This is a genomic window from Caulobacter segnis, assembly GCF_003243465.1.
Lineage (GTDB): Bacteria > Pseudomonadota > Alphaproteobacteria > Caulobacterales > Caulobacteraceae > Caulobacter > Caulobacter segnis_A.
The window spans coordinates 1-25,988 of sequence record NZ_QFQZ01000049.1 but is presented as its reverse complement, the minus strand read 5'-3'; the positions used below and the strand labels follow the sequence as shown (position 1 = coordinate 25,988).

At 70.7% G+C, this 25,988-nt stretch carries 26 protein-coding genes and 4 pseudogenes; 25 read left to right on the top strand and 5 right to left on the bottom strand.

Going from position 1 to position 25,988, the window contains the following annotated elements; translation table 11 throughout:
* The first annotated feature begins 355 nt into the window (after positions 1–355).
* From DI526_RS15095 to DI526_RS15060, 8 genes are all read left to right on the top strand, one after another.
* The gene (locus DI526_RS15095) at positions 356–2,500 is read left to right on the top strand and encodes an alpha-glucuronidase family glycosyl hydrolase (RefSeq protein WP_304279583.1); all 2,145 of its coding nucleotides are present in this window, start codon (positions 356–358) and stop codon (positions 2,498–2,500) included.
* 192 nt (positions 2,501–2,692) lie between these two features.
* Positions 2,693–4,009: an amidohydrolase gene (locus DI526_RS15090; RefSeq protein WP_304279580.1), complete on the top strand. Its 1,317-nt coding sequence runs from the start codon at positions 2,693–2,695 to the stop codon at positions 4,007–4,009.
* A 247-nt stretch (positions 4,010–4,256) separates the two neighbouring features.
* Positions 4,257–5,402 (top strand): endo-1,4-beta-xylanase, encoded by a 1,146-nt coding sequence (locus DI526_RS15085; RefSeq protein WP_304279578.1) that lies wholly within the window; start codon positions 4,257–4,259, stop codon positions 5,400–5,402.
* Positions 5,403–5,567: 165 nt separating this feature from the next.
* Positions 5,568–7,253: a glycoside hydrolase family 43 protein gene (locus tag DI526_RS15080; RefSeq protein WP_304279576.1), complete on the top strand. Its 1,686-nt coding sequence runs from the start codon at positions 5,568–5,570 to the stop codon at positions 7,251–7,253.
* A 215-nt stretch (positions 7,254–7,468) separates the two neighbouring features.
* A complete protein-coding gene (locus DI526_RS15075; RefSeq protein WP_304279573.1) occupies positions 7,469–7,978 on the top strand; it encodes an FKBP-type peptidyl-prolyl cis-trans isomerase in 510 nt (169 codons plus the stop codon).
* A gap of 140 nt (positions 7,979–8,118) precedes the next feature.
* Complete coding sequence (locus DI526_RS15070) at positions 8,119–9,744, top strand: ATP-binding protein (RefSeq protein ID WP_304279571.1); 1,626 nt, start codon at positions 8,119–8,121, stop codon at positions 9,742–9,744.
* Between the two features lie 178 nt (positions 9,745–9,922).
* A complete protein-coding gene (locus tag DI526_RS15065) occupies positions 9,923–11,518 on the top strand; it encodes a flavin monoamine oxidase family protein (RefSeq protein ID WP_304279568.1) in 1,596 nt (531 codons plus the stop codon).
* Positions 11,519–11,522: 4 nt separating this feature from the next.
* Complete coding sequence (locus DI526_RS15060; protein ID WP_304279566.1) at positions 11,523–11,945, top strand: cytochrome c; 423 nt, start codon at positions 11,523–11,525, stop codon at positions 11,943–11,945.
* A gap of 146 nt (positions 11,946–12,091) precedes the next feature.
* Here the strand turns inward: DI526_RS15060 and DI526_RS15055 are convergent, their stop codons facing one another.
* On the bottom strand, positions 12,092–13,675 hold the full coding sequence (locus tag DI526_RS15055) for an aldehyde dehydrogenase (NADP(+)) (RefSeq protein ID WP_304279563.1): 1,584 nt from the start codon (positions 13,673–13,675) through the stop codon (positions 12,092–12,094).
* A gap of 122 nt (positions 13,676–13,797) precedes the next feature.
* On the opposite strand from DI526_RS15055, the gene DI526_RS15050 reads away from it, so the two are divergent.
* Positions 13,798–14,697: an oxygenase MpaB family protein gene (locus DI526_RS15050; RefSeq protein WP_304279560.1), complete on the top strand. Its 900-nt coding sequence runs from the start codon at positions 13,798–13,800 to the stop codon at positions 14,695–14,697.
* A gap of 13 nt (positions 14,698–14,710) precedes the next feature.
* Positions 14,711–14,782 (top strand): annotated as a pseudogene (locus DI526_RS15045) (hypothetical protein); the annotation flags it as partial.
* 12 nt (positions 14,783–14,794) lie between these two features.
* Here the strand turns inward: DI526_RS15045 and DI526_RS15040 are convergent.
* Positions 14,795–15,547 carry an SDR family NAD(P)-dependent oxidoreductase gene (locus DI526_RS15040; RefSeq protein ID WP_304279557.1) on the bottom strand — a complete coding sequence of 251 codons (753 nt, stop codon included), beginning with the start codon at positions 15,545–15,547 and terminating at the stop codon, positions 14,795–14,797.
* Positions 15,548–15,734: 187 nt separating this feature from the next.
* On the opposite strand from DI526_RS15040, the gene DI526_RS15035 reads away from it, so the two are divergent.
* The 3 genes and pseudogenes from DI526_RS15035 to DI526_RS15025 form a co-directional block, all read left to right on the top strand.
* Complete coding sequence (locus tag DI526_RS15035; RefSeq protein WP_304279554.1) at positions 15,735–16,214, top strand: hypothetical protein; 480 nt, start codon at positions 15,735–15,737, stop codon at positions 16,212–16,214.
* Positions 16,215–16,230: 16 nt separating this feature from the next.
* Positions 16,231–17,349, top strand: coding sequence for a DNA-packaging protein (locus DI526_RS15030; RefSeq protein ID WP_304279551.1), 1,119 nt, complete (start codon positions 16,231–16,233; stop codon positions 17,347–17,349).
* Positions 17,350–17,359: 10 nt separating this feature from the next.
* Positions 17,360–17,473 (top strand): annotated as a pseudogene (locus DI526_RS15025) (hypothetical protein); the annotation flags it as partial.
* Between the two features lie 58 nt (positions 17,474–17,531).
* On the opposite strand, the pseudogene DI526_RS15020 reads toward DI526_RS15025, so the two are convergent.
* A pseudogene (locus DI526_RS15020) lies at positions 17,532–17,747 on the bottom strand (endonuclease domain-containing protein); the annotation flags it as partial.
* Between the two features lie 37 nt (positions 17,748–17,784).
* On the opposite strand from DI526_RS15020, the pseudogene DI526_RS15015 reads away from it, so the two are divergent.
* From DI526_RS15015 to DI526_RS15005, 3 genes and pseudogenes are all read left to right on the top strand, one after another.
* Positions 17,785–19,078: pseudogene (locus tag DI526_RS15015) on the top strand (phage portal protein).
* A 134-nt stretch (positions 19,079–19,212) separates the two neighbouring features.
* Positions 19,213–19,458 (top strand): hypothetical protein, encoded by a 246-nt coding sequence (locus tag DI526_RS15010; RefSeq protein WP_304279548.1) that lies wholly within the window; start codon positions 19,213–19,215, stop codon positions 19,456–19,458.
* A complete protein-coding gene (locus DI526_RS15005; RefSeq protein ID WP_304279545.1) occupies positions 19,455–19,874 on the top strand; it encodes an HK97 family phage prohead protease in 420 nt (139 codons plus the stop codon). The genes DI526_RS15010 and DI526_RS15005 overlap by 4 nt, the downstream gene beginning before the upstream one ends.
* Here DI526_RS15005 and DI526_RS15000 read toward each other — a convergent pair.
* Complete coding sequence (locus DI526_RS15000) at positions 19,855–20,205, bottom strand: bleomycin resistance protein (protein ID WP_304279542.1); 351 nt, start codon at positions 20,203–20,205, stop codon at positions 19,855–19,857. The genes DI526_RS15005 and DI526_RS15000 overlap by 20 nt on opposite strands.
* Before the next feature lie 185 nt (positions 20,206–20,390).
* Between DI526_RS15000 and DI526_RS14995 the strand changes: the two genes are divergently transcribed.
* The 7 genes from DI526_RS14995 (at position 20,391) to DI526_RS14965 (ending at position 23,983) form a co-directional block, all read left to right on the top strand.
* Positions 20,391–21,614: a phage major capsid protein gene (locus DI526_RS14995; RefSeq protein WP_304279537.1), complete on the top strand. Its 1,224-nt coding sequence runs from the start codon at positions 20,391–20,393 to the stop codon at positions 21,612–21,614.
* 154 nt (positions 21,615–21,768) lie between these two features.
* Positions 21,769–22,038: a head-tail connector protein gene (locus DI526_RS14990; protein ID WP_304279535.1), complete on the top strand. Its 270-nt coding sequence runs from the start codon at positions 21,769–21,771 to the stop codon at positions 22,036–22,038.
* Positions 22,035–22,427, top strand: coding sequence for a DUF3168 domain-containing protein (locus tag DI526_RS14985; protein ID WP_304279533.1), 393 nt, complete (start codon positions 22,035–22,037; stop codon positions 22,425–22,427). The genes DI526_RS14990 and DI526_RS14985 overlap by 4 nt, the downstream gene beginning before the upstream one ends.
* Positions 22,428–22,439: 12 nt before the next feature.
* A complete protein-coding gene (locus DI526_RS14980; RefSeq protein WP_304279532.1) occupies positions 22,440–22,856 on the top strand; it encodes a phage major tail protein, TP901-1 family in 417 nt (138 codons plus the stop codon).
* A 160-nt stretch (positions 22,857–23,016) separates the two neighbouring features.
* Positions 23,017–23,301, top strand: coding sequence for a GTA-gp10 family protein (locus tag DI526_RS14975; protein ID WP_304279530.1), 285 nt, complete (start codon positions 23,017–23,019; stop codon positions 23,299–23,301).
* A complete protein-coding gene (locus tag DI526_RS14970; RefSeq protein WP_304279528.1) occupies positions 23,298–23,480 on the top strand; it encodes a phage tail assembly chaperone in 183 nt (60 codons plus the stop codon). The genes DI526_RS14975 and DI526_RS14970 overlap by 4 nt, the downstream gene beginning before the upstream one ends.
* On the top strand, positions 23,477–23,983 hold the full coding sequence (locus DI526_RS14965; protein ID WP_304279526.1) for a phage tail tape measure protein: 507 nt from the start codon (positions 23,477–23,479) through the stop codon (positions 23,981–23,983). Before DI526_RS14970 ends, DI526_RS14965 begins: the two co-directional genes overlap by 4 nt.
* A 35-nt stretch (positions 23,984–24,018) precedes the next feature.
* Here DI526_RS14965 and DI526_RS14960 read toward each other — a convergent pair whose 3' ends face one another.
* On the bottom strand, positions 24,019–24,483 hold the full coding sequence (locus tag DI526_RS14960; RefSeq protein ID WP_304279523.1) for a DUF805 domain-containing protein: 465 nt from the start codon (positions 24,481–24,483) through the stop codon (positions 24,019–24,021).
* A 147-nt stretch (positions 24,484–24,630) separates the two neighbouring features.
* Between DI526_RS14960 and DI526_RS14955 the strand changes: the two genes are divergently transcribed.
* A complete protein-coding gene (locus DI526_RS14955; protein ID WP_304279520.1) occupies positions 24,631–25,263 on the top strand; it encodes a DUF2460 domain-containing protein in 633 nt (210 codons plus the stop codon).
* Positions 25,263–25,889: a DUF2163 domain-containing protein gene (locus DI526_RS14950; RefSeq protein WP_304279518.1), complete on the top strand. Its 627-nt coding sequence runs from the start codon at positions 25,263–25,265 to the stop codon at positions 25,887–25,889. Before DI526_RS14955 ends, DI526_RS14950 begins: the two co-directional genes overlap by 1 nt.
* Positions 25,890–25,988 lie beyond the last annotated feature (99 nt).

The window sequence follows — 25,988 nt, the reverse complement described above, 5'->3', positions numbered from 1 at the left end:
GGCCGCGAGGGCGTGAACGGGCGGGCCGAAAGCGCGGGACGCCAGGCGCACGCGGGCGCGCCGACGGTCCAAGACTTTCCTCCCTGCCTTATCGATGTACCGGTACCATAAAGGTTGTCAACCCAGTGGTCTGACCTCTAAGACTGCAGGCCAGACCTCGGAGGGGCGCCGCGTTCGCGGGTGTTCGTCTGGGGACGGAGCGCCGAAAGCTTCAGATAATCCGACCTTCCCGGCGAATGCCGGGACCCAGATCGTAAGGCCGTGTTTTAGCCGTGCTTGGCTCCGCTCAGCCCTTCATCTGGGCCCCGGCATTCGCCGGGGAAATCGGTGATAAGAGTGTTGTGGGAGTGAAACGATGCGTCTGATCGCCTTGGCCCTCGGGCTGTTGCTCATGACCGCCCCGGCCGCCCGCGCCGAGGACGGCTATGAGCTTTGGCTGCGCTACAAGCCGGTCGAGGCCTCGGCCCGCGGCGCCTACGCCGCCCGCGCCGCCGCCATCGCGCCGAGCCGCGACGCTCCCACGATCAAGGTCGCCCGCGCCGAGCTGGAGCGCGGCCTTACCGGCCTGGTCGGCAAGCCGGCGTCTGCCGCCGCCGGGACGCGCGACGGCGTGATCCTGCTGGGCGCGGCCTCCGATCCGGCGATCGCCAAGCTGAACCTGCCGCTCAAAGTCCTGGGCGAGGACGGCTACCTGATCCGCACCCTGCCGGTGAACGGCAAGGCCACCACGGTGATCGCCGCCAACCGCGACATCGGCGTCCTGTACGGCGTGTTCCGCTATCTGGAGCTGATCCAGACCCGGCAGAGCGTCGCCAGCCTCGACATCGCCTCCTCGCCCAAGGTCAAGCTGCGGATGCTGAACCACTGGGACAACCTGAACCGCACGGTCGAGCGCGGCTATTCGGGCCAGTCGATCTTCGACTGGTGGAAGCTGCCCGACCACGTCGATCCGCGCATGGTCGACTACGCCCGCGCCAACGCCTCGCTGGGCATCAACGGCGCGGTGCTGAACAACGTCAACGCCAAGGCCGACAGCCTCACCCCGCCCTTCATCGCCAAGGCGGCCGCCCTGGCGGATGCGTTCCGTCCCTACGGCATCAAGGTCTATCTGTCGGCCCGCTTCTCGGCCCCGATCGAGATCGGCGGGCTGAAGACCGCCGATCCGCTGGACCCCGCCGTCCGCGCCTTCTGGAAGACGAAGGCGGACGAGATCTACAAGGCCATTCCCGACTTCGGCGGCTTTCTCGTGAAGGCCAATTCCGAGGGCCAGCCCGGCCCGCAGGACTACGGCCGCACCCATGTCGACGGCGCCAATATGCTTGCCGAGGCTGTCGGTCCGCACGGCGGCGTCGTGATCTGGCGCGCCTTCGTCTATTCGCACGAGCAGCCGGACGACCGCGCCAAGCAGGGCTATTCGGAGTTCAAGCCGTTCGACGGCCAGTTCGCCGACAACGTGGTCATCCAGGTCAAGAACGGCGCGATCGACTTCCAGCCGCGCGAGCCCTTCCACCCGCTGTTCGGGGCCATGCCCAAGAGCAACCTCGGCATGGAGTTCCAGATCACCAAGGAATACCTCGGCTTCGCCACGCATCTCGTCTACCTCGGTCCGCTCTACGAGGAGACCCTGCGCTCGGACACCCTGGCCAAGGGCAAGGGCTCGACGGTGGCCAAGGTGGTCGACGGCCAGCTGGACGGCCGCAAGCTGACGGTCATGGCGGGGGTGGCCAACATCGGCTCCGACCGCAACTGGAGCGGCTCGCAGTTCGACCAGGCCAACTGGTACGTCTTCGGCCGCCTGGCCTGGGATCCGGAAGCGGACACGCGCGCCATCGCCCGCGACTGGGCCAGGATGACCTTCACCAATGACGAGCGCTTCGTGAAGCCAGTCGTGGACATGATGATGGGCTCGCGCGAGGCGGCGGTGGACTACATGACCCCGCTCGGTCTGCACCACCAGATGGGCGAGGGCCACCACTATGGCCCCGGCCCCTGGGTGTCGGGCGGCCCGCGCGCCGACTGGACCAGCGTCTACTACGCCAAGGCCGGCCCCGACGGCATCGGCTTCGACCGCACGCCGACCGGCAGCAACGCCACCAGCCAGTACGCGCCGGCCGTGGGCGCCTGCTTCGCCGATCTCAAGTGCGTCGACGAGAAGGACCTGCTGTGGTTCCACCACGTGCCCTGGGACTATCGCCTGAAGTCCGGCGACACCCTGTGGGACGGCATGGTCAAGTCCTACTCGCGCGGCGTCTCGTACGTGGACGGCATGAACCGCACCTGGGCGAGCGTGGCGCCGTATGTCGACGCCCAGCGCCACGCCGAGGTCGCCGACTTCCTGAAGATCCAGCGGGCCGAGGCGCAATGGTGGCGCGACGCCTCGATCGCCTGGTTCCAGACGTTTTCGAAGCGTCCGCTGCCGGCGGGTGAGAAACCGCCGGAAAAGTCGCTGGAGTATTATCAGGGGCTGAAGTTCAAGTGGGCCCCGGGGAACGGGGGGTAGGGGGAGCTCCTTCTCCCCTTGCGGGAGAAGGTGGCTCGCTCGCGAGCCGGATGAGGGGTTTCTCGGCGTCGCCGCGCGACCCCTCACCCGACCCTTCGGGCCACCCTCTCCCGCAAGGGGAGAGGGAAGGGGCTAGCGGATCGCGGCGCGCCGTGCGTCATCTTAAGCGACACCGTCAGCTTGAGACCGCCCATGAAGCCCCTGTTCGCCGCCGCCGCCCTGGCGCTTGTCCTCGCCGCCTCCGCCCAGGCCGGGCCGCTCAACGCGCCGGCGACGCTGAAGGTCATCGACGCCCAGCTGGACCGCGACTATCCGGCGCTGGAGGCGACCTACAAGCAGATCCACGCCCATCCGGAGCTGGCCTTCCAGGAAGTCCAGACCGCCAAGACCCTGGCGGCCGAGATGCGGGCCCTGGGCTTCACCGTCACCGAGGGCGTCGGCAAGACCGGCGTGGTGGCGATCCTCAAGAACGGCGACGGGCCCAAGGTGCTGGTCCGCACCGAGATGGACGGCCTGCCGATGGAGGAGAAGTCGGGCCTGCCCTATGCCAGCCGCGCGACCGCGACCTGGCGCGACGGCCAGACCTTCGTCGCCCATTCCTGCGGTCACGACATTCACATGGCCGCCTGGCTGGGGACCGCGCGCCAACTGGTGGCCATGAAAGCCAAATGGAAGGGCACGCTGGTCTTCGTCGCCCAGCCGGCCGAGGAGACGATCGGCGGCGCCAAGGCCATGCTGGCCGACGGCCTGTGGGACAAGATCGGCGGCAAGCCCGACTACGGGTTTGCGCTGCATGTCGGTCCCGGCGTGGCCGGCGAGGTCTATTACAAGGCCGGCGTCCTGACCTCGACCTCGGACGGCATCGACATCACCTTCAACGGCCGCGGCGGCCACGGCTCGATGCCGGCCTCGACCATCGACCCTGTGATGATGGCCGCCCGCTTCACCGTCGACGTGCAGAGCGTGATCAGCCGCGAGAAGGACCCGTCGGCCTTCGGCGTCGTCACCATCGGCTCGATCCAGGCGGGCAGCGCCGGCAACATCATTCCCGACAACGCCCGGGTGCGCGGCACCATCCGCACCCAGGACGACGCGGTGCGCGAGAAGATCCTCGACGGGGTAAAGCGCACGGCCAAGGCGGTGGTCGACATGGCCGGGGCCCCGCCCGCCGACGTCAAGCTGAACCCCGGCGGCAAGATGGTGGTCAACGACCAAGCCCTGACCGACCGCACGGCGGCGGTGTTCAAGGCCGCCTTCGGCCCGCGCGCCGTGGCCGAGACCAAGCCCGGCTCGGCGTCCGAGGACTATTCGGAGTTCATCCTGGCCGGCGTGCCGTCGCTGTATTTCGGCATCGGCGGCTTCGACAAGGCCACGATCGAGAAGGCCAAGGCCGAGGGCAAGCCGCTGCCGACCAACCACTCGCCCTTCTTCGCCCCGACGCCCGAGCCCAGCATCCGCACCGGCGTCGAGGCCATGACCTTGGCGGTGCTGTCGGTGACGGGGAGGTAAACTCCAGCCACCAACACCCGTGTCATCCCGGAAACGCCGAAGGCGTTATCCGGGACCCAGGGGCCGCAAGCGCTGAGTTCCCGCACCCCCTGGGTCCCGGCTCTACGCTCCGCTTCGGCCGGGATGACACGCTTGTTTGGGCGAGGTGCTATTCGCTCCCTCTAACCGCTTGACCCGGCTCTCCGCCTAGGGTCCTCTGCTGTCAAAATGGTAGCGGTAACGTGCTGCCGATAAGCGGGAGGCGACCATGGCTTCAGAGCATCCGACACGACGACAGGCCCTCGCGATGGCCGCCGGCGCCGCCGCGAGCCTCGCGGCCCCCCGCGCCTTCGCCGACGAGACGCCGCTGCGCGACCTGGCCAAGGCCAAGGGGCTCTATTTCGGCTCGGCCGTGCCGGCCGGTCCGCCGGGCTCGACGCGAGGCCCGTTCGAGGACGCGCGCTACAAGGCGATCCTGGCCCGCGAGTGCGGCCTCTTGGTCCCCGAGAACGAGCTGAAGTGGTACGTCGTCCGCCTAGCCGGTCCGGAGAGCTTCGACTTCAGCCGCGCCGACCGCATCGCCGCCTTCGCCAAGGAGAACGGCCAGGCCCTGCGCGGCCACACCCTGTTGTGGCACCACCCGCAGTGGTTCCCGGCCTGGACCAAGACCTACGACTTCGGCGCCCATCCCGCCCAGGCGGCGGCCAAGATGGTCACCGAGCACATCCAGGCCCTGTGCAAGCGCTACCCGCAGATGATCTCGTGGGACGTCGTCAACGAGACGGTCGATCCCAAGGACGGTTCGATCCGCTCGACCTTCCTGTCGGACGCCATGGGCAAGGAAGAGGTGCTGGACCTGTCGTTCCACGTCGCCCGCGAGGCCGCGCCCAAGGCCCGCCTCGTCTACAACGACTACATGAGCCAGGAGGTCGGCAACGAGAAGCACCGCTACGGCGTGCTCAAGCTGCTGGAGGGCTTCAGGAAGCGCGGGACGCCCGTCGACGCCCTGGGCATCCAGAGCCACATCGGGGCCGAGAACGCCGACACCTTCACGGGCTTTGGCAAGCCGCAGGAGAAGGAATGGACGGCGTTCCTGAACGACGTCACCGGCATGGGCTATGACCTCTTGGTCACCGAGTTCGACGTCCACGACAAGGGCCTGCCTTACGAGTTCGCGCCCCGCGACGCGGCGGTCGCGGCCTACGCCAAGGCCTTCCTCGACCAGATGCTCAGCTACCGCCAGACCAAGGAGGTTTTGGCCTGGGGCATGATCGACAAGTATTCGTGGCTGCAGGGCCAGTGGCTGCGCGAGGACGGCAAGCCCAAGCGCCCGACGCTCTATGACGACGACTACAGGCCCAAGCCGCTGCGCGAGGCGGTGGCGGCGGCGCTGCGCGCGGCGCCGGCGCGGTAGGGTTCTCGCACCAAACATCCGTGTCATCCCGGCCGGAGCGCGAAGCGCGGAGAGCCGGGACCCAGGGGCGGCTCGCACCGCGTTCACGCACCCCCTGGGTCCCGGATAGCCTCTGCGAGGCTTCCGGGATGACACGCCTTTTTATGCTGTTGAAGGAATAGGCGGATGATCCGACTGACCCTAGCCCTGGCCCTGCTGGCCGCCCCCGCGCTGGCGCCGATGGCCGCCAACGCCGCGCCCAACACCGCCGCGTTCAGCAACTTCGTCTATCAGGGCAACGACCCCTCCGACGCGATCAAGGCCGGCCCCGGCCAGTACCGCAACCCGGTCGTCCAGGGCTTCTATCCCGACCCCAGCATCACGCGGGTGGGCAAGGACTATTACCTGGTCAACTCGACCTTCGCCTGGTTCCCGGGCCTGCCGATCCACCACTCGACCGACCTCGTCCACTGGACCCAGATCGGCAACGCCATCGACCGGCCGGGCATGCTGGACTTCAAGCGGCTGGGGCTGTCGCGGGCGGTGTTCGCCCCGGCCATCACCTATCACGACGGCCTGTTCTACATCCTCAACACCTGCGTCGACTGCCAGGGCAACTTCCTGATCACCGCCAAGGACCCGAAGGGGCCGTGGTCCGATCCGGTGTGGCTGCCGACGGTCGGCGGCATCGACGCCTCGCTGTTCTTCGACGATGACGGCCGGGGCTGGATCGTCAACAACGACGAGCCGCCCGGCCCGGCCGAGTATCGCGGCCACCGCGCCATCTGGATCCAGGAATACGACCCCAAGACTAAAGTGACGATCGGCCCGCGCTCGGTGCTGCTGGACAAGGGCGTCAACCCGGCCGCCAAGCCGATCTGGCCGGAAGGACCGCACATCCTGAAGAAGGACGGCTGGTACTATCTGGTCGCCGCCGAGGGCGGCACGGCCGAAGGGCACAGCCAGGTGGTGCTGCGGTCCAAGGCCGTCACCGGGCCCTACGTTCCCTATGAGCACAACCCCATCCTGACCCAGCGCGGACTGCCCAAGGACCGGCCGCTGCCGATCACCTCGGCCGGCCACGCCGACATCGTCGACACGCCCGACGGCAAGTGGTGGGCCACCTTCCTGGCCGTGCGCCCCTATGGCGATGATCTCTACAACACCGGCCGCGAGACCTTCCTCTTGCCGGTCGAGTGGAAGGACGGCTGGCCGGTGATCCTGGAGAACGGCAAGACCATCCCCTACGTCGCCGACGCACCCAAGCTGCCCGCCACGCCGGCCCCGCCGACCTCGGGTGCCTTCAAGGCGGCCGAGACCTTCGCGGGCCCCGAGCTGCCCAAGAGCTGGATGACCATGCGCATCCCGACCAGCCGCTGGTGGTCGGTGAAGGGCGGAACGCTGAACATCGAGGCGCGCAAGGACAAGATCGGCGGCCACGAGCAGCCCTCGATCTGGGCGCGCCGCCAGCAGCACATGAACGCCACGGTCTCGACGACCGTGCGCTTCACGCCCAAGGCCGACGGCGACAAGGCGGGCCTGGTGGCCCTGCAGAGCGACGACTTCTACTGGTTCGTGGGCTTGGTCCGCGACGGCGGCAAGACGCTGGTGCGGGTCGAGAAGCGGACCGGCAAGGACGATCCGGTCGACGGCGTGGTGGTGGCTGAAAAGCCGCTTTCCCTCAAGGCCGGCCAGCCCCTGAACCTGAAGATCGACGTCAAGGCGGGAGCTCTGGACTTCGCCTACGGCGCCGCGCCCGGCAAGTGGGAGGTGCTGAAGGCCGGGGCGGACGGGACGAGCCTGAGCACCAAGGTCGCCGGCGGCTTCGTCGGGACGATGCTGGGGGTGTATGCCCACGGGGCGGGGAACTGAATCCCTTCTCCCCTTGCGGGAGAAGGTGGCGCGAAGCGCCGGATGAGGGGTTGAAAGGCAGGTCCGCCGCGCGGTGGCGCCGCTGTGCGACCCCTCATCCGTCCGCCTGCGGCGGCCACCTTCTCCCGCAAGGGGAGAAGGCCCCCAAATTTCGCCGCGATCTTGCGGTGAACCCCGCTAGGGTGCCGCTTCCGACACCGTCCGTGAGTCTCACTATGCGCCTTCTTGCTCCCCTGGCCCTCGCCGCCGCGCTCGCCGCCGGCGCCGCCCACGCCCAGACCTCGCCGCAGGTTTCCCCGCCGCCGCAGATGAACGCCGCGCCGCCGCCCGCCGCCGTCGCCGGCAAGGCGTTCATGGAGAAGAACGCCACCGCCCCGGGCGTCGTGCGCCTGCCGTCGGGCCTGCAGTACAAGGTCGTGACCAGCGGCCCCAAGGACGGTCCCTCGCCCAAGGTCGGCGACATCATCAAGGTCCACTACGAGGGCAAGCTGCTGGACGGCACGGTGTTCGACAGCAGCTTCGAGCGCGGAAAGGCGGCGATCATGCCGCTGGACGGCCTGGTGCAGGCCTGGATGGAGGTCGTGCCGAAGATGAAGGTCGGCGACGAGTGGGTGCTCTACGTGCCGCCGGAGCTGGGCTATGGCGACCAGGACAACGGGCCGATCCCCGGCGGCAGCGTCATGGTCTTCCGCCTGAAGCTGCTGGGCATGCTTTCGGTTGATTGAGGCGGAATCTTCCCTTTCTCGGGGAAGATTTTGCCCGCCTGCGGCCAAGAGCCGCGCTTTACGTTTCGCTAGCCACGGTCGCGCTAGCACGTCTCATGGCGCGACCGTCTCCCCCTCCCGACCCAGCCGTCACCCGGCCGATGCGACTGATCCATGGTCTGGTCGCCGCGGCGGCGGTGCTGGTCGTGATCGCCATCCTGGGCGGGGTGGCGCTGGTGGCGCTGACCGCACGGGCGCTGGACCGGATCGAGGCCCAGGACGAGATCAGCCTGACCCACCGCTCGCTGGCCCGCGATCTCGACCGGACGCGGCGCGAGCTGACCTCCGCCACCGAGTGGGATGCGGCCTACAGGGCCATGGGCTCCAGGGTCGACGCGGCCTGGGCCGACATCGACTTCGCGGCCTATTACAAGACCCAGTTCGATCACGACCTCACCTTCGTGATGCGGTCGGGGCGGGTGGTCTACGCCGCGCGCGACGGACTTAGGGCGGCGCCCGCGCGGCTGGGGAGCTTTCCTGGGCGCGCCGCGCCGCTGGCCGAGGACATCGCCGACGACGCGCGGCGGGCCCTCGACGCCGGCAGGCTGGGCGCGGCGGCCGAGGTCTCGCGCACCGGCCTGATGCAGGTCGACGGCGCCACCTACCTGGTCGCCCTGGCCTCGGTGACGCCCGAGAGCCGCGCCGCCGCCGAGACCTATCGGGGCCCGCCGGCCGTGGTCGTCACCGCGCGGCGCCTGGACGCGGCCTTCATCCGCGACTTTTCCGAGACCTACGGCCTGGATCGGCTCGAGCTGCGCGCCGGCCCGGTGGGCTTGAAACCCTATGCGCCGCTGCAAGACATCGAAGACCGCCGGATCGGGGTTCTGACCTGGGACTCCGCCGACCCCGGCCTGTCGCTGCTGAAGTCGCTGGCGCCGTGGCTGGCGGCCGGCTTCCTGTCGCTCACCCTGGCCGCCGTCCTGCTGTTCCGCCGCGTCGCGGACGCCCTGATCCAGCTGAAGAAGGGTCGTTGCGAGCTGGTCGCCGCCAAGGAGGAGGCCGAGGCCGCCAACGCCGCCAAGACCCTGTTCCTGGCCAATATGAGCCACGAGATCCGCACGCCGCTGAACGGCGTCCTAGGCATGGCCCAGGTCATGGCGGCCGACACCCTGAGCGAGCCCCAGGCGCGCCGCCTGCAGATCCTCGAGGAGTCCGGGCGCTCGCTGCTGGCCTTCCTGAACGACATCCTGGAGATCGCCCGCCTGGAAAGCCAGGCGGTGCGCCTGCGCAGCGAGCCGTTCGACCTGGCCGACCTGGTCGAGACCGCCTGCGCGGCCTTCTCCGGCGCGGCGGCGGCCAAGCGCCTGGGCCTGTCGACCGACATCGCGGTCGAGGCGCGGGGGCGCTGGCGGGGCGACCCGATGCGCCTGCGCCAGGTGCTCAGCAACCTGGTGGCCAACGCCATCAAGTTCACCGAGGTGGGCCGCGTGACCGTGCGGGTGCGCCCCTCGGCCAAGGGCCTGCGCTTCGAGGTCGAGGACACCGGGCCGGGCCTGGCGCCCGAGCACCTGGCGAGCCTGTTCAAGAGCTTCTCGCAGGTCGATTCCTCCGCCACCCGCCAGCACGACGGCGCGGGCCTGGGCCTGTCGATCTGCCGGGAGCTGGTCGAGCTGATGGGGGGGACGATCGACGTCCAGACCGCGCCGGGCCACGGCGCCAGCTTCCACTTCGTGATCCCCCTGGAGCGCGTCGCCGACGAGCGGCCGTCGCTGCGGGTGGTGGGCTGAAGACCCGGCGGGCGCGCTGCCCAGTTCGCGCGCAGCCAGGCCGTCCTTATGCCGATAAAATCGCGGTCTCGGACGCATCGCCCGGCCGCGCCGCCGCGGGCGCTCGCCCCTGGCGCCACGGCTGATAGCCCTGTTCTCCGCGCGCCGGATTTCGCGGCGGGCGAGGGGAAGGGCTTCCATGGATTCGGGTGTCAGGGCGCCGACGCGGCGCCAGCTTCTGTCCGCCATCGCCAAGGTCGGCGGGACGGCGGCGCTCTATCAGGCGATGACCACGCTGGGCCACGCGGCCGAGACCCAGTTCCACGGCCCGCCCAACCTTTCGGGCGCGCGGCCGGGCGCCAGCGTCATCTTGCTGGGCGCGGGCCTGGCGGGCATGCTGGCCGCCTACGAGCTGCGCAAGGCCGGCTATAAGGTCCAGGTGCTGGAGTTCCAGAACCGTCCCGGCGGCCGCAACTGGTCCCTTCGTGGAGGAGATAGTTACACCGAGCTAGGCGGCGCGACCCAGAAGGTCGCCTTCTCGCCGGGCAACTACCTGAACCCCGGCCCCTGGCGGATCCCGCACCACCACCGCACCCTGCTCCACTACTGCAAGCAGTTCGGCGTGGCCCTGGAGCCGTTCATCCAGTTCAACCACTCGGGCTGGATCCATTCGTCCCAGGCCTTCGGCGGCAAGCCGGTGCGCTTCAACGCCGCCGCCGCCGACTTCGAGGGCCACATCGCCGAGCTGCTGGCCAAGTCGGTCAACGCCAAGGCCCTGGACGACACCGTCACCCCCGAGGACCGCGACCGCCTGCTGGAGGCGATGAAGGGCTGGGGACTGCTCGACAACGACTACAAATACGCGCCGAGCCTGAAGGCCTCGGGCCATCGCGGCTACGAGCGGCCGCCCGGCGGCGGGGTGGGCGGCGCGCCGATCCCGTCCAAGGACCTCTACAGCCTGCACGACGTCCTCGATCCGCAGGTCTGGACCTCGATCGGCTTCTTCATGAACCACGAGATGCAGACCACCATGTTCCAGCCGGTCGGCGGCATGGACATGATCGGCAAGGGCTTCGCCAAGCAGGTGGAGGGCCTGATCACCTACAACGCCAAGGTCGGCAAGATCGCCCAGGACGACAAGGGGGTCACCGTCAGCTGGACCGACACCGTCACCGGCAAGGCGACCGACGCCAAAGCCGACTGGTGCGTCTGCACGATCCCGCTGGGCGTGCTGGGCCAGATGGACTTGGCTGTCACCGACGCGATGATGGCCGCGATCAAGGCGGTGCCCTATTCCGGCCAGGTGAAGATCGGCCTCGAGATGAAGCGCCGCTTCTGGGAAGAGGACGACTACATCTACGGCGGCCACAGCTTCACCGACCAGGAGATCGCCCTGATCTCCTATCCGAACAACAACATGTTCAAGGACGGCCCGGCCGTGCTGCTGGGCGCCTTCGCCCGCGAGATGGGGGCCTATCGCCTGGCCGGCATGACGCCCGAGCAGCGGATCGAGGTCGCCCTGGCGCAGGGCTCGGTGATCCACCCGGAAAGCTACCGCAAGGAGTTCCTGTCGGGCGCCTCGGTGGCCTGGAGCCGCGTCCCCTGGAGCCTGGGCTGCTGCGCCCGCTGGAACGAGGACACCCGCAAGCAGCACTACCAGACCCTGGTCGGCATGGACCGCCGGATCGTGCTGGCCGGCGAGCACGCCAGCTATGTCGGCTGCTGGATGGAGGGGGCGCTGCTCTCGTCCATCGACGCCATCACCCGTCTGCACAAGCGCGCGCTGGAGGCTTGAGACCATGCGGAAGATCGTTCTGACGGCGGCCCTTCTCGTCGCCTTCCCGGCCATGGCCCAGACGCCCGCGTCCGGCGGCGGCGACACCGGCGGCGGCATCGTCCGCGCGCCCAAGCCGGTGACCGGCGAGCAGGTCTATGTCCAGGTCTGCCAGGCCTGCCATATGGCCGATGCGAAGGGGGGAAGCGGGGCGGGGACGATTCCCGCCCTGGCCTCAAACCCACGGCTGGCTGGGGCGGCCTATCCGATCATGATCGTCACCGGCGGCAAGGGCGCCATGCCCGGCTTCGCGGGCACGCTGAGCAACGCCCAGATGGCCGAGGCGATCACCTATGTCCGGACGCACTTCGGGAACAGCTACGCCAAGCCAGTGACCGAAGCGGACGTGGCCAAGATCGCAAAGCCGCCGGCGGTGGGCGGGCATTAGAGGCGGGCACCTTCTTCCCCCTCTGGGGGAGGAGCGCCGAAGGCGCGGAGGGGGCAAGTCAGGAGCGAAATCTCCCTACTTGCCCCCACCTGACCGCGCGACGCGCGGTGGTCCGCCCCCAGAGGGGGCGGAAGGAGGCCGTCGCCTCAGCCGACTTTCACCTTGCCATCCACGCGCCGCGCGATGCCCAGCGGGTTCTCGGTCTTCAGCTCGGCCGGCAGCAGGGCCTCGGGGAGGTTCTGGTAGCTGACCGGGCGCAGGAAGCGGGCGATGGCGAGCGTGCCGACCGAGGTCGTGCGGCCGTCGCTGGTGGCCGGGAACGGGCCGCCGTGGACCATGGCCGGGGCCACCTCCACGCCGGTGCCGAAGCCGTTCACGAGGATGCGGCCAGCCTTCAGCTCCAGGGTCGGCAGCAGGGCCGCGGCGATGCCGTGGTCGGCCTCGTCCATGTGGATGGCGATGGTCAGCTGGCCCTCGACGGCGGCCACGACCTTTTCCAGCTCGGCCTGGTCGGCGGCGCGGACCACGACCGAGGCCGCGCCGAACACTTCCTCGTGCAGGTGCGGATTGGCCAGGAAGTCCTTGGCCGCGACGCTGAACAGTGCCGCGCGGCCGGTGTGGCTGCCGTCGGAACCCGGGACGCCGCGCGCCACCGTCGTCACTTCCTTGGCTTCGGTCAGGGCGGCGACGCCGTGCGCGAACGCCTTGCAGATGCCGGGGGTCAGCATGACCGAGGCCGGGGCGGCTTCGACCGCCTTGCCGGCGGCTTCGACGAAGGCGTCCAGCTCGGGGCCGTCGATCGCCAGGATCAGGCCGGGATTGGTGCAGAACTGGCCCGCGCCCAGGGTCAGGGCGGCCACGAAGTCCGGGGCGATCGCCGCGCCGCGCGCCTTCAGGGCGGCGGGCAGCATGATCACCGGATTGATGCTGCTCATCTCGGCGTAGAACGGGATCGGCTCGGGGCGGCCCTGGGCGATGGCCAGCAGGGCGAGGCCGCCGCGACGCGAGCCGGTGAAGCCGGCGGCCTTGACGCGCGGATCGGCGACCAGCGCCTGGCTGACCTCATAGCCGCTGTCGTGGATCATCGAGAACACGCCCGGGTGCAGGCCGCAGGCGGCGACGGCGGCCTGGATCGCGCGGCCGACCAGCTCCGAGGCGCCGGGATGGGCCGGGTGAGCCTTGACGATCACCGGGCAGCCGGCCGCCAGGGCCGAGGCGGTGTCGCCGCCGGCCACCGAGAAGGCCAGCGGGAAGTTCGACGCGCCGAACACGGCCACGGGACCCAGCGGCACGTTGCGCAGGCGCAGGTCCGGACGCGGCAGCGGCTTGCGCTCCGGCAGGGCCGGGTCGATGCGGGCTTCCAGGAAGCCGCCGTCGCGCAGCACGCTGGCGAACAGGCGCAGCTGGCCCACGGTGCGGCCGCGCTCGCCTTCCAGGCGGGGACGCGGCAGGCCGGTCTCGGCCATGGTGCGGACGATCAGATCATCGCCGATCGCCTCGATGTGCTCGGCGATCGACTCCAGGAAGGTCGCGCGGGTCTCGTAGGGCAGGGCGCGATAGCTGGCGAAGGCCTCGTGGGCCAGGGCCGCCGCCGCATCGACATCGGCCTTGGTCGCGCCGCCGAAGGCCGGTTCCAGGGTCTCGCCGGTCGCCGGATTGACGCCCTTGATCTCGCCGTTGGTTCCCTTGCGGCTTTCGCCGCCGATCAGAAGCTGGCCGGTCAGATGCACGTTGGTCGTCCTGCAGTGTTGTCGTTGCGATGGCTATAGATGGGAGCGCTAACATGACAAGTCCATGCGCGCGGTCCGGCTTTCAGCGTTAGGGTGTCGAAAGCCGTTCCCGGAGGCGCCTCTTGAAACCCCGTTTCGCCGACGCCGCCAAGACCCTGTTCGAGATTAAGGGCGGTCCGCGCGTCGATTTTCGCCAGCCGCCCGGCGAGCCGGCCCTGGCGGCGGCGGACTCGGTCTCGTGGCGGGTGTTCAAGAACCCGGTCTCCCTATTTGTCGGCGGGATCACGGCGGTGCTCCTGGAGCTGGCCGAGCCGCGCGTGCGCACCGGCGTCTGGGAGCACTCGACCTTCCGGGCCGATCCGCTGGGACGCCTGAAGCGCACGGGCCTGGCGGCCATGGTCACGGTCTACGGCGCGCGCTCGGTCGCCGAGGCGATGATCGCCGGCGTCGGCCGCCAGCACGCCCGCGTGGCGGGGACGACGCCGGGCGGCGAGGCCTATCGCGCCGACGATGTCGCCCTGCTGGACTGGGTGCAGGCCACGGCCAGCTTCGGGTTTCTGTCGGCCTACCACGCCCTGGTCGAGCCGTTGTCGCAAACCGACCGCGACCACTTCTACGCCGAGGCCGCTCCGGCCGCGCGGCTCTACGGCGCCCTGGGTGCGCCGGCGAGCGAAGCCGAGTGGCGGGCCCAGCTGGCGGCCATGCTGCCCCGGCTGGAGCGGTCGGAGATCGTGCTGGAGTTCCTGGACCTGATGCGCGGCGTGCGGATCGCCGGCCCGCTCAGCCGGCTGCAGCATCCGCTGATCCGCGCGGCGGTGGGGTTGGTTCCGGAAGATGTCCGCGCGGTGCTGGGTCTGGGGCCCGAGTGGCTGCCGAGACCGTTGGAGCGCCCGGTCATCCGCGCCGCCGCGCGGCTGGCCGACCGCGTCCCCATCCCCGGCGCGCCGCCCTACGAGGCCTGCGAGCGGCTGGGCCTGCCGGGGGCGTGGGTCTATCGGCGGGCGCCGCTGGCCCCCACCTGACCGCTTCGCGGTCGTCCGCCCCCGGAGGGGGCGGAAGGTATTCCTTCTTCCCCCTCCGGGGGAGGAGCGCGAAGCGCGGAGGGGGCGAGTAGCCCGCTTACAGCGACTGCCCGTCGTCCACCGTGAACACGCTCCCCGTCACCGCCCGCGCGGCGTCCGAGCACAGGTAGAGCGCCGTCCCCGTCAGGTCGTCCTCGTCCATCAGCCGCTTGCGGGGGAAGCTTCCGACCAGCCGCTGGCCGCCCTCGGTGTCGAACCAGTCGCTGTTCAGCTCGGTGCGGATGTAGCCGGGGCACAGGACGTTGACGTTGATCCCCTTGCGGGCCCATTCGCGGGCCAGGCTCTTGCCCATCATGGCGGTGGCGGCCTTGGACGCGCAGTAGGCGGTGACGCCCGGCAGCACCTTGTGCGCGCCGATCGAGGCGACCAGCAGCACGCGGCCCCGGCCGCTCGCTTCCGAGCCCGCGCGGATCATCCGCCGCGCCCCCTCGCGGGCGGTCAGGAAGACGCCCCGGGTGTTGACGCCCAGCACCTTGTCGAAGTCGGCGGCCGCGATGTCGAGGGCCGAGCCTTGAACATTGATCCCGGCGTTGGCGATCACCGTGTCCGGCGCGCCCAGGCGGGCTTCGATCGCGTCATAGCCGGCGATGATCGAGCCCTCGTCCTCGACGTCCATCGAAAACGCCGCCGCGTTGGGGCCGATCTCGGCGACCAGCGCCTCCAGGCGGTCGGCGCGGCGCGCGGCCAGGGCCACCCGGGCGCCGGCGGCGGCCGCGCGGCGGGCCAGATGCGCCCCGATGCCGGACGAGGCGCCGGTGACCAGGACGGTCCTTCCGGTCAGGTCTGTCATGCTCTCTCCCTTTTTCGCCAGGGTGGCCGCCGCCAGCGCCGCTGTCGAGCCGGCCGCGAGGTCAAGAACGGGCGTTCAGCGCGCTCCATGCTCGGAGTTGGCGAGATGAAGTGGCGGGAAATCAGAGGCTTGTCACTTTTATAGCCGTCTGGATCATCCGCGTCCGCTGGCGCCGTACCTTTGTGTCATGGCCCAGAAAAGCGAAGACATCGAAGCCCTGCTGAACGCCATCGAGGAGTTGGTCTCCAGGACCTACGCCCAGGCGGCGGCGGAGACGCTAACCGCCAGTCAGGACAAATCTTCCGAGGCGAGAATGGAGATCGCCGCCAAGGCCGCGAAGGCGGGCCGGGCGGTGAAGCTGTTCCGTGGGAATGGCCGCCGGGTCGGCCGAGCGCTTTCGGCCCTGCAGCGCACCCTTGAAGCCGACGACTGCGCAGACCGCGCTAATACGGAGACCCCGATGGATGCAGACGCCCAATGGAACGCTCAGCGTATCGCCGAGCTTCATGCCGAAGTGCGCGAACGACTTTCGAAGTTTGCTGGATCCCGAGAACTTAAATACCTGGCTGAGCGGGATCAACGAGGACCGTCCGGACCTGGCGGGCCAGCTCGCGGAGAGGCTTCGAACGATCCGCTTCCGGGCGGACCATCAGGTTCCCCCGCCTAATCCTTGGTCCGCCTGGTTGTTCCTGGGCGGGCGCGGCGCGGGCAAGACCTACGCCGGCGCCGCCTGGCTGAACGAGCAGGCCGCGGCCGGCGCTCGGCTCGCCTTGGTCGGCCCCACCTTCCACGACGTGCGCGAGGTGATGATCGAGGGGCCCTCGGGCCTCAAGGCGCTGTCGCTCGCAGACGAGCGCCCCCGCTGGGAAGCCTCCCGCCGGCGCCTGGTCTGGCCCAACGGCGCCTGCGCCTACGCCTTCTCGGCCGAGGACCCGGAGTCCCTGCGCGGCCCGCAGTTCCACGCCGCCTGGGCCGACGAGTTCTGCGCCTGGCCCAAGCCGGGCGACACCCTGGCCATGCTGCGCTTCGGCCTGCGCCTGGGGACCGATCCGCGTCTGGTGGTGACCACGACGCCCAAGCCGCACAAGGCCCTGAAGGTGCTGATGGCCGAGCCGGGCGTGTCGCTCACCCGCGCAGGCACGGCCGCCAACGCCGGCAACCTGGCGCCCGCCTTCCTGCGGACGCTGGAGAGCCTCTATGGCGGCACGCGCCTGGCCGCCCAGGAGCTGGACGGGGTCATCGTCGAGACCGACGGCGGCCTGTTCCGCGCCGAGGATCTGGCCAGGTGCCGCGCCGCGCGGCCGGCCCGCCTGGACCGCGTCGTCGTCGCCGTCGACCCGCCCGCCACTGCCGGCGGCGACGCCTGCGGGATCGTGGTTGTTGGCCGCCGCGACGACCGCGCCTTCGTCCTGGCCGACGAGACCGCGCGGGGACTGTCCCCCGCCGGCTGGGCCGCGAGGGCGGTGGCCGCCGCGCGCGCCTGGGCCGCCGACGCCCTCGTGGCCGAGGCCAACCAGGGCGGCGACATGGTCCGCTCGGTCCTGGCCCAGGCCGACCCGCCGTGCCGGGTGAAGCTGGTGCGCGCGTCGGTCGGCAAGCGCGCCCGCGCCGAGCCGGTGGCCGCCTTGTACGAACAGGGCCGGGTGCTGCACTGCGGACCGTTCGTGGCGCTGGAGGAGGAGCTGATGGCGCTCGGCTCCGGCGACCTGGAACACAGCCCCGACCGCGCGGACGCCCTGGTCTGGGCGGTGAGCGAGCTGATGCTGGGCGGACGGCAGACGCCGAGGCTGCGGGCGCTTTAACCGCCACGAGGCCCCCACCTGACCTGCTGCGCAGGTCGTCCGCCCCCAGCGGGGTCGGAAAGTGAACCTTCTTCCCCCTCCGGGGGAGGAGGATGCGAAGCATCCGGAGGGGGCAAGTGAGTGATGTGCTCGCGGATCGTCGCCAGCGTATCGTCCACCGACGCCATCACCTCATGCGCCGGAATCCGCAGCGTGCGGACACCTTGCGCGAGCAGCCATTGGTCCCGAGCCAAGTCTCGTCTTGGTCTTGAGCCCACACAGTGCGCGTAGCTATCCACCTCCACGGCAAGCCGCAGCGCCGCGCAGTAAAAATCCAGCACATAGGGCCCGATCGGATGCTGGCGGCGGAACTTGTGGCCGTCCAGGCCGCCGCGCCTGAGCGCGTGCCACAGGTTCATCTCAGGCTTTGACATCTCCTTCCTGAGGCGGCGCGCATTGGCCACCGTCGCCTTGGGCGCTGACATCGCAAACTCCCTGACTTGCCCCCTCCGGGCCTGCGGCCCTCCTCCCCCGAGGGGGGAAGAAGGATGTGTTCGCAACTCTACATTGTTCCCTTTTTGTTCTCAACTCCACCCACCGGAGCTCCCCCATGCTCTTCCCCAAACCACGCCCGCCTGAGCGCAAGGACTCCCGCGCCGCGCGGTTGATCGCGCTGACCACCGGCGGCCGCCCGCAGTGGACGCCGCGGGACTATGGCGCGCTGGCGGCCGAGGGGTTCGCCAAGAACCCGGTGGCCTATCGCTGCGTCCGGATGATCGCCGAGGCCGCCGCCGCGACGCCGCTCACCGTCTTCGTCGACGGTCGCCGGACCGACGATCACCCTCTCAAGCGCCTGCTCGACCGGCCGAATCCGGAGCAGGGCGGGCCAGACCTGATGGAGGCGTTCTTTGGCAATCTGCAGGTCGCCGGCAACGCCTACCTCGAAGCGGCGGGCGAGGCCCAGCCGAGCGAGCTCTACGCCCTGCGCCCCGACCGGATGACCGTCGTCCCCGGCCCGCGCGGCTGGCCGCTGGCCTATGACTACCAGGCCGCCGGGCGCACGGTGCGGATCGGCCGCGACGGCGACGGCTGGCTGCCGGTGCTGCACCTGAAGCTGTTCAATCCGACCAACGATCACTACGGCTTTTCGCCCCTCGAAGCCGCGGCCTTCGCGATCGACGTCCACAACGCCTCCAGCACCTGGAACAAGGCGTTGCTGGACAACTCCGCCCGGCCCTCGGGCGCGCTGGTCTATTCGTCCAAGGACGCCGGCGACCGGCTGACCGACGAGCAGTTCGACCGGCTGAAGACCGAGCTGGCCAACGCCCATTCGGGCCAGGCCAACGCCGGCCGGCCGCTGCTCTTGGAGGGCGGCCTCGACTGGCGGGCCATGTCGCTGACCCCGGCCGAGATGGACTTCACCGAGGGCAAGCACGCCGCCGCCCGTGAGATCGCCCTGGCGTTTGGCGTGCCGCCACAGCTGCTCGGCATTCCCGGCGACAACACCTACGCCAACTACCGCGAGGCCAACGCCGCCTTCTGGCGCGGCACGGTGGTTCCGCTGGCCGAGCGGGCGGCGCGGGCGCTGACCGCCTGGCTGGCGGTGAAGTTCCCGGGCGCGAAGATCGCCCCCGATCTCGACGCCGTCCCGGCCCTGTCGGCCGAGCGCGACGCCCTGTGGAGCCGCCTGGAGACAGCGTCCTTCCTGACCGACGCCGAGCGCCGGCGGCTGGCGGGGCTGGAGCATTAATCGGCCAACGCCGCTGGCCCCCACCTGACCGCTTCGCGGTCGTCCGCCCCCGGAGGGGGCAGAAGGCCACTCCTTCTTCCCCCTCCGGGGGAGGAGCGCGTCAGCGCGGAGGGGGCCGGTATCGGAAGAACCCCATGACCAATCCCACCCGCTGGCGGCTGGACCGCCAGGTCTCCGCCGCCGTGCTGGTCGCCGTGGCGCTGCAGGCCGCCGCCGCCCTGCTGTGGGCCGGCAAGGCCTCGGCGCGGATCGACGAGATGCAGCGCCGGCTCGAGGCCCAGGCCCCGGTGGCCGAGCGCCTGGCGCGGCTGGAGGCCCAGGCCGACGCCACCCGCCAGTCGCTGAACCGCATCGAGGCCAAGCTGGAGCGTTCGCGATGACCGACGAGGACCTGAAGATCGAAGGCTACGCGTCCCTGTTCTGGACTCGCGACCTCAATGACGACGTCACCGCCGCCGGGGCCTTCGCCGAGAGCCTGGCCGCCGGGACGCCGGTCAAGATGCTGCACCAGCACGACGAGGCCGAGCCGATCGGCGTCTGGGATGAAGTGTTCGAGGACGCCAAGGGCCTGTTCGTGCGTGGGCGGATCCTGCGGTCCACGCCGCGCGGCCGCCTCGTCGCGGCCCTGGTCGAGGCTGGCGCCCTGGACGGCCTGTCGATCGGCTTTCGCCAGGTGAAGGCCCGGACGCAAGGCCGCCTGCGCGTGCTGTCCCGCGTCGAGCTCTGGGAGGTGTCGATCGTCACCTTCCCGATGCTGCCTCAGGCCCGCCTGACCCTCAGTTCCGGATCAGCCTGAGCAGCGTGCCGTCCGGGTCGATCAGGGCGGCCATGACCTTCTTGTCGCCGGGCGGGTGCAGGCGGGGGAAGCCTTCGGTCTTCTCCTCGATCCCGGCCGCCAGGCAGACCGCGTAGAAGCCTTCGAGATCGTCCAGCCGCAGGCAGCAGGCGAAGTTGCTGGTCGCGGGCTTGAGCCCCGGGAACGGGAAGAACTCCAGCGTCAGGCGGCCGCGCTCCAGCACCATCCAGCCCGGATCGCGCGAGGCCCGCTCGAAGCCGAGGGCCGCATAGAAGGCCTCGGTCGCGTCGAAGTCACTGGACGGAAGATTCGGCGTGGCGCGGTCAGGCATGCGGCGACGCTAGCATGAGTCACGAGTTTCCTTCTCCCCCCGCGGGAGAAGGTGGCCGCGTCAGCGGTCGGATGAGGGGTTTCTCGGCGGCGCCGGCGAGACCCCTCATCCTCCCACCGGCCCTTGGCCGGCGGGTCCCTCCTTCTCCCGCATGGGGAGAAGGGCCATTCGTTCCGGAGAACCCCATGAAGGAAACCAAACACGCGGCCTCGCCCGAGGCCCGCGCGGCGCTGGCCGACGTCCTGACCGCGTTCGAGAGCTTCAAGGCCGCCAACGACGCGCGCCTGGCCGCCATCGAGACCAAGCGGGCCGACGTCCTGTTGGAAGAGAAGGTCGGCCGCATCGACGAGGCCGTCGCCCGCGCCCAGGACCGCCTGGACCGGCTGATGAGCGACCTGCGCCGGCCCGCCCTGGGCGGCGAGGCGCCGGTCGCCAGCGTCGACGAGCGCAAGGCCGCCTTCGACCGCTATGTGAAGACCGGCGAGACGCCCGCGGCGCTGCTCGAAGCCAAGGGCCTGTCCGAAGGCACGGCCACCGCCGGCGGCTATGTCGCCCCGCCGGAGCTGGAGCGGCTGATCCTGCGTCGTCTGGCCGCCACCTCGCCGATGCGCGAGATCTGCCAGGTCCGCACGATCGGCGCCGGGACCTTCCGCAAGCCGGTCTCGCCCACGGGCCTGGCCGCCGCCTGGGTGGCCGAGACCGCCGCGCGTCCGGAGACCACGGCCCCGACCCTGGATGTGATCGACTTCCCGGCCGGCGAGCTCTATGCCAGCCCGGCCGCGACCCAGGCCCTGCTGGACGACGCCTATGTCAGCATCGACGAATGGCTGGCGGAAGAGGTGCAGGACGCCTTCGCCGCCCAGGAGACGACGGCCTTCATCAGCGGCGACGGGGTGAACAAGCCCAAGGGCCTGCTCGCCTACACCGCCGCGCCGGACGCGAGCTACACCTGGGGCCAGACGGGCTATCTGGCCACCGGCGTGGCCGGCGGCTGGACCGCCAGCAACCCGACCGACAAGCTGATCGACCTGATCTACGCGACCAAGACCCAGTACCGCCAGAACGGCCGCTTCGTGATGAACCGCCGCACGGTCAGCGCCGTGCGCAAGTTCAAGGACGCGCAGGGCAACTACATCTGGAACGCGGCCCTGCAGCCGGGCCAGTCGGCGTCCTTGCTCGGCTTCCCGGTCACCGAGATCGAGGCCATGCCGGACGTGGCCGCCAACGCCCTCGCCGTGGCGTTCGGCGACTTCGAGAAGGGCTACCTGATCGTCGACCGCGCCGGGGTGCGGGTCCTGCGCGACCCTTACTCGGCCAAGCCGCACGTCCTCTTCTACACCACCAAGCGCGTCGGCGGCGGCGTGCAGAACTTCGACGCGATCAAGCTGCTGAAGTTCGCGGCGAGCTAGTCGTCCGGCCCGGTCACTTGCCCCCACCTGACCTCGCTCCGCGAGGTCGTCCGCCCCCGGGAGGGGGCGGAAGGCCCGCCGTCCTTCTTCCCCCTCCGGGGGAGGAGCGCGTCAGCGCGGAGGGGGCAAGTGACCTCATTTTCGAAAGCCCCCAATGCCCCAATCCCTCACCCTGGCCGAGGCCCGGGCGTTCCTGCGCGTCCCTGACGCGGCGGAGGACGCGGTCCTCACGCTCCTGATCGACGCCGCAGAGGCCCGCGTCGCGGCCGCCGCGAGCGTCGCCCTGACCGCCGCCAGCCCCGCGCCCCTGCGCCTGGCGGTCCTCACCCTGGTCGCCCACGCCTACGAGCATCGTGATGCGGGAGAACCCTCGCTGGCCCTCGTCGAGCCGTGGCTGACCCCTTACCGAAAGGCCCGGCTGTGACCGACAAGCCCCTGATCGACGCCCTGGTCGCGACGCTGAAGGCCGCGCCCGCCGTCACCGTCCTCGCCGGCCAGCGCGTGTACGCCACGGCCCCGCGCCTGCCGACCTATCCCTGCGTCGTCGTCACCCGCTCCGAGGGCCGTCCGGTCTCGGAGGGCGACGCGATCGAGCACCTCCTGACCCTCACCTGCGCCAGCCGGTTCGGCGGGCCGGAGGAGGCCAGGGCCCTGGTCGCCGCCGTCCGCGCGGCCCTGCACGACGCCCGGCCGACGTTGTCGAGCCGCCGGCTGGTGAACCTCCGCGTCCCCTACGCCGACTGCTTCACCGGCGCCGACCGCGAGACCACGCTCGGGATCGTCCGCGTGCGGGCGGTTACCGAAGCCCCTTAACGGAGAGACAAGATGGCCGCCCAAGCCGGCAAGGACATGCTGCTGAAGATCAGCGACGGGGCCCAGGCCCCGACCTTCCACACCGTCGCGGGCCTGCGCGCCCGCACGCTCAGCCTCAACGCCAAGACCATCGACGCCACCGACAGCGACAGCACCGGCCGCTGGCGCGAGCTCCTGGCGGGCGCGGGGGTCAAGTCGGTGGCCGTGTCGGGCTCGGGGATCTTCCGCGACGCCGCCTCCGACGCCCAGGTGCGGACGAGCTTCTTCGACCAGTCGGCCCGGACCTGGCGGCTGGTGATCCCGGACTTTGGCCAGCTCGAAGGCCCGTTCCTGGTCGCGGCGCTGGAATACGCCGGCGACCACGACGGCGAGGCGACCTTCGCGATCAGCCTGGCCAGCGCCGGGGCGGTGAGCTTTACGGCGATCTGACGAGAACAAACTCCAAAGCAAAACCTCGTGTCATCCCGGAAGCCTCGCAGAGGCTATCCGGGACCTAGGGGGTGACGAAGCGCCGTGCGCGCCCCCCTGGGTCCGGCTCTACGCTGCGCTTCGGCCGGGATGACACGGCTTATTGAGGTTCAACCCATCCATGCTGCCTCCCAACCCCGCGCGCGGCGAGGTCGTCGTGACCCTGGCCGGCGCGCCGCGGCGCCTGTGCCTGACGCTCGGCGCCCTGGCCCGCATCGAGGCCGCGCTGGGCCTTTCCGACTGGTCGCAGCTCCCCGACCGCATCGCCACGCTTTCCGCCATCGACCTCGCCGCCGTGCTGGCCGCCCTGCTGGACGGCGGCGGCGAGGCGCCGGAGCTCGCCGCCCGCGCCACGGTCCCCGAGGCCGCCTCCGCCCTGGCCGCCGCCCTGGCGGCCTGCGCATGAGCGCCTGGGCCGCGCCTTTGCGGCTGGCGCTGAGCCTTGGTCTGCCGCCCGACGCCTTCTGGCGTCTGTCGCTGAAGGAGTGGCGGGCGCTGACGGAAGCCCCGGCCGCGCCAGCGCCATCCCGCGCCGACCTCTCCGCCCTGATCGCCCGCTATCCCGACGAGGACCCCACGCCATGAGCCTGGATCAAGACGGCCTCTCGGCCGTGACCGCCCGCGCCGCCGAGGCCGCCGCCGCCCTCGACGCCCTGAAGGCCCCGGCCGAACGCGCCGCCCGCTCGATCGACGAGGCCTTCGCCCGCGCCGGCGCGTCGCTGGTCAAGTCGCTGGCCCGCGCGGCCTCGGACGGCCAGGTGTCGCTGGCGGAGCTGGCGCGCGCGGTGCTGGGCGCGGCCGGGGCGGCGCTGAAGGGCGGGGGCCTCGCCGAGGCGCTGTCGAAGCGCTTTTCCGGCGCCCGCGCCGACGGCGGTCCGGTGCTGCCGGGCGGGGCCTATCTGGTCGGCGAGCGGGGGCCGGAGGTGTTCCGCCCGGCCTCGGCGGGGAGCATCGAACCGGCCGGAAGCGGCGGGGTGTCGGTGACGGTCAACGTCCAGGGCGGAGAGGCGGCGGGCCTCGTCCGCTCCGACGCCCAGATCGCCCAGGCCCTGGCCCGGGCGGTGACGCTGGGGGCGCGGCGGTTGTGAAAGTCCCTCCCCTTTGATGGGGGATGGAAGCATCCCTACAGCGCCACCGCGGCGGTGTTCGGCGGGGGCGGGCCGTAGCGGTTGTCGCGCGGCTGGCCCAGGCTGCAGCCGACCCACAGGGTGAAGGCCAGCCAGATCGCGAAGGCGATGAAGCACGAGACGAAGAAACCGCCCAGGGCGGTCAGGGCCGCGATCTCGGGCTCGCCGCTGGTCAGGGCCGCGATGGCCGGCATCACGCCGATCGACAGGGCCGAGCCCATGATCAGCACGGGGCCCAGAACCCACGGCAGCACCTGCCACCAGCCGGTCTGGCCCATGTCGTGCAGCCGCTTGGAGTGGATGCAGACGCTGGAATAGATCGTCGCCAGCGCGATGACGTTGCCGATCACCGGGATCCAGCCCACGGCGATGTTGACGCCCAGCAGGACGAGCCAGCCGATCCAGAACGCCTGGCGGCCGATGCGGCCCTCCGGCGACAGGAACAGGGTCTTCCAATCCATCTTCAGTCTCCAATCTCGACTCCATAGGTAGGAGCCGACGACCCGCCGATGAAGTGAAAAGCGGGTCATGACCAAGACTTAATGGCGTTCGGCCCTAACGGCTGCGCTTCGCGTCAATTTCCAGAAAACCTTTTCGTGAGGATCGCCATGAGCGAGTTCCATGAGGCGCGCCTGCCCGCGCGCCTGGCGTTCGGCTGCGCCGGCGGGGTCGAGTGGCGCACCGACATCGTGGCCCTGGCCTCGGGCGCCGAGCAGCGGACCAGCGCCTGGACGCGCGGCCGTCGCCGCTACCTGATCGCCACCGCCGCTCGCCCCCTGGATGAGCTGGCCGAGCTGCTGGCCTTCTTCGAGGCGCGGCGGGGCCGGCTGGCGGGCTTCCGGTTTCGGGATCCGGCCGACTTCAAGTCCTGCGCGCCCTCGGTGCAACCGGCGGCGACCGACCAGGCGATCGGCGTGGGCGATGGAAGCCGCATGGTCTTCCAGCTGGCCAAGACCTACGGGACCGGCGCGACGGCGCTGTCCCGGCCGATCGCCAAGCCGGTGGCGGGGACGGTCCAGATCGCGGTGGCCGGCGTCGCCCTGGCCGCGGGCGCGGTCTCTGTCGACGTGACGACCGGCCTGGTGACCCTGGCGGCCGCCCCTGCCGCCGGGGCGGCGGTGACGGCGGGGTTCGAGTTCGACACGCCGGTGCGCTTCGACACCGATCGCCTGGACATCACCCTGGAAGGCTTCGCCGCCGGCCGCGTCAGCGCCTGCGCCCTGGTCGAGGTGCGCGACTGATGCGGACGCTTCCCGAGGGGCTGGACCTTTCCCGCCTGTGCCACGCCTGGATCGTCGAGCGGGCGGACGGCGTGACGCTGGGCTTCACCGACCATGACCGCGATCTTCTCGTCGACGGCGTGACCTGCCGGGCCGGCGGCGGCTGGAGCCCCGGCGCCAGCGAGGGCGGCGTCGGCTATGCGCCGGGGCAGGCGGCCGCGCTGGGCGTGCTCGATGACGCCGGGATCGCCGAAGCCGACCTGGACGCGGGGCTCTATGACGGCGCCAAGGTCGCGGCCTGGCGCGTCGACTGGAGCGCGCCGAGCCGTCTGGTGCGGCTGTGGACCGCGACGATCGCCGCGCTCAGCCGCGAGGGGCGGGCGTTCAAGGCGAGCCTGGCCGGACCGGCGGCGGCCCTGGAGCGCGTGGCGGGGCGAACCTTCACCCGGCTGTGCGACGCGCGGCTGGGCGACGCGCGCTGCGGCGTCACGACCGCTCCGGGCGCGACCTGCGACAAGCGCTGGAGCACCTGCGTCGGCGTGTTCGCCAATGGCGTGAACTTCCGCGGCTTCCCGACTTCGCCCGGCGAGGACTTCCTGACGCTGTACCCCGTCGAGGGCGAGCGCAACGACGGCGGACGGCGGTGAGGGGCGAGAGGGATCTCTGCTCCCCCTCTGGGGGAGCTGTCGCGGAGCGACAGAGGGGGCGTCGCCGGCCTAAGCCGAGCTGCCCCCTCCGGCCCTCTG

Coding starts and splice junctions, on each gene's coding strand:
- DI526_RS14950 (WP_304279518.1), top strand. CDS start 25,263: ATGCGGACGCTTCCCGAGGGGCTGGACCTTTCCCGCCTGTGCCACGCC.
- DI526_RS15000 (WP_304279542.1), bottom strand. CDS start 20,205: ATGCCTGACCGCGCCACGCCGAATCTTCCGTCCAGTGACTTCGACGCG.
- DI526_RS15085 (WP_304279578.1), top strand. CDS start 4,257: ATGGCTTCAGAGCATCCGACACGACGACAGGCCCTCGCGATGGCCGCC.
- DI526_RS15005 (WP_304279545.1), top strand. CDS start 19,455: ATGACCGACGAGGACCTGAAGATCGAAGGCTACGCGTCCCTGTTCTGG.
- DI526_RS14995 (WP_304279537.1), top strand. CDS start 20,391: ATGAAGGAAACCAAACACGCGGCCTCGCCCGAGGCCCGCGCGGCGCTG.
- DI526_RS15035 (WP_304279554.1), top strand. CDS start 15,735: ATGGCCCAGAAAAGCGAAGACATCGAAGCCCTGCTGAACGCCATCGAG.
- DI526_RS15065 (WP_304279568.1), top strand. CDS start 9,923: ATGGATTCGGGTGTCAGGGCGCCGACGCGGCGCCAGCTTCTGTCCGCC.
- DI526_RS14960 (WP_304279523.1), bottom strand. CDS start 24,483: ATGGATTGGAAGACCCTGTTCCTGTCGCCGGAGGGCCGCATCGGCCGC.
- DI526_RS15040 (WP_304279557.1), bottom strand. CDS start 15,547: ATGACAGACCTGACCGGAAGGACCGTCCTGGTCACCGGCGCCTCGTCC.
- DI526_RS15090 (WP_304279580.1), top strand. CDS start 2,693: ATGAAGCCCCTGTTCGCCGCCGCCGCCCTGGCGCTTGTCCTCGCCGCC.
- DI526_RS15010 (WP_304279548.1), top strand. CDS start 19,213: ATGACCAATCCCACCCGCTGGCGGCTGGACCGCCAGGTCTCCGCCGCC.
- DI526_RS14980 (WP_304279532.1), top strand. CDS start 22,440: ATGGCCGCCCAAGCCGGCAAGGACATGCTGCTGAAGATCAGCGACGGG.
- DI526_RS14970 (WP_304279528.1), top strand. CDS start 23,298: ATGAGCGCCTGGGCCGCGCCTTTGCGGCTGGCGCTGAGCCTTGGTCTG.
- DI526_RS14955 (WP_304279520.1), top strand. CDS start 24,631: ATGAGCGAGTTCCATGAGGCGCGCCTGCCCGCGCGCCTGGCGTTCGGC.
- DI526_RS15060 (WP_304279566.1), top strand. CDS start 11,523: ATGCGGAAGATCGTTCTGACGGCGGCCCTTCTCGTCGCCTTCCCGGCC.
- DI526_RS14975 (WP_304279530.1), top strand. CDS start 23,017: ATGCTGCCTCCCAACCCCGCGCGCGGCGAGGTCGTCGTGACCCTGGCC.
- DI526_RS15095 (WP_304279583.1), top strand. CDS start 356: ATGCGTCTGATCGCCTTGGCCCTCGGGCTGTTGCTCATGACCGCCCCG.
- DI526_RS15075 (WP_304279573.1), top strand. CDS start 7,469: ATGCGCCTTCTTGCTCCCCTGGCCCTCGCCGCCGCGCTCGCCGCCGGC.
- DI526_RS15070 (WP_304279571.1), top strand. CDS start 8,119: ATGCGACTGATCCATGGTCTGGTCGCCGCGGCGGCGGTGCTGGTCGTG.
- DI526_RS15080 (WP_304279576.1), top strand. CDS start 5,568: ATGATCCGACTGACCCTAGCCCTGGCCCTGCTGGCCGCCCCCGCGCTG.
- DI526_RS14965 (WP_304279526.1), top strand. CDS start 23,477: ATGAGCCTGGATCAAGACGGCCTCTCGGCCGTGACCGCCCGCGCCGCC.
- DI526_RS14990 (WP_304279535.1), top strand. CDS start 21,769: ATGCCCCAATCCCTCACCCTGGCCGAGGCCCGGGCGTTCCTGCGCGTC.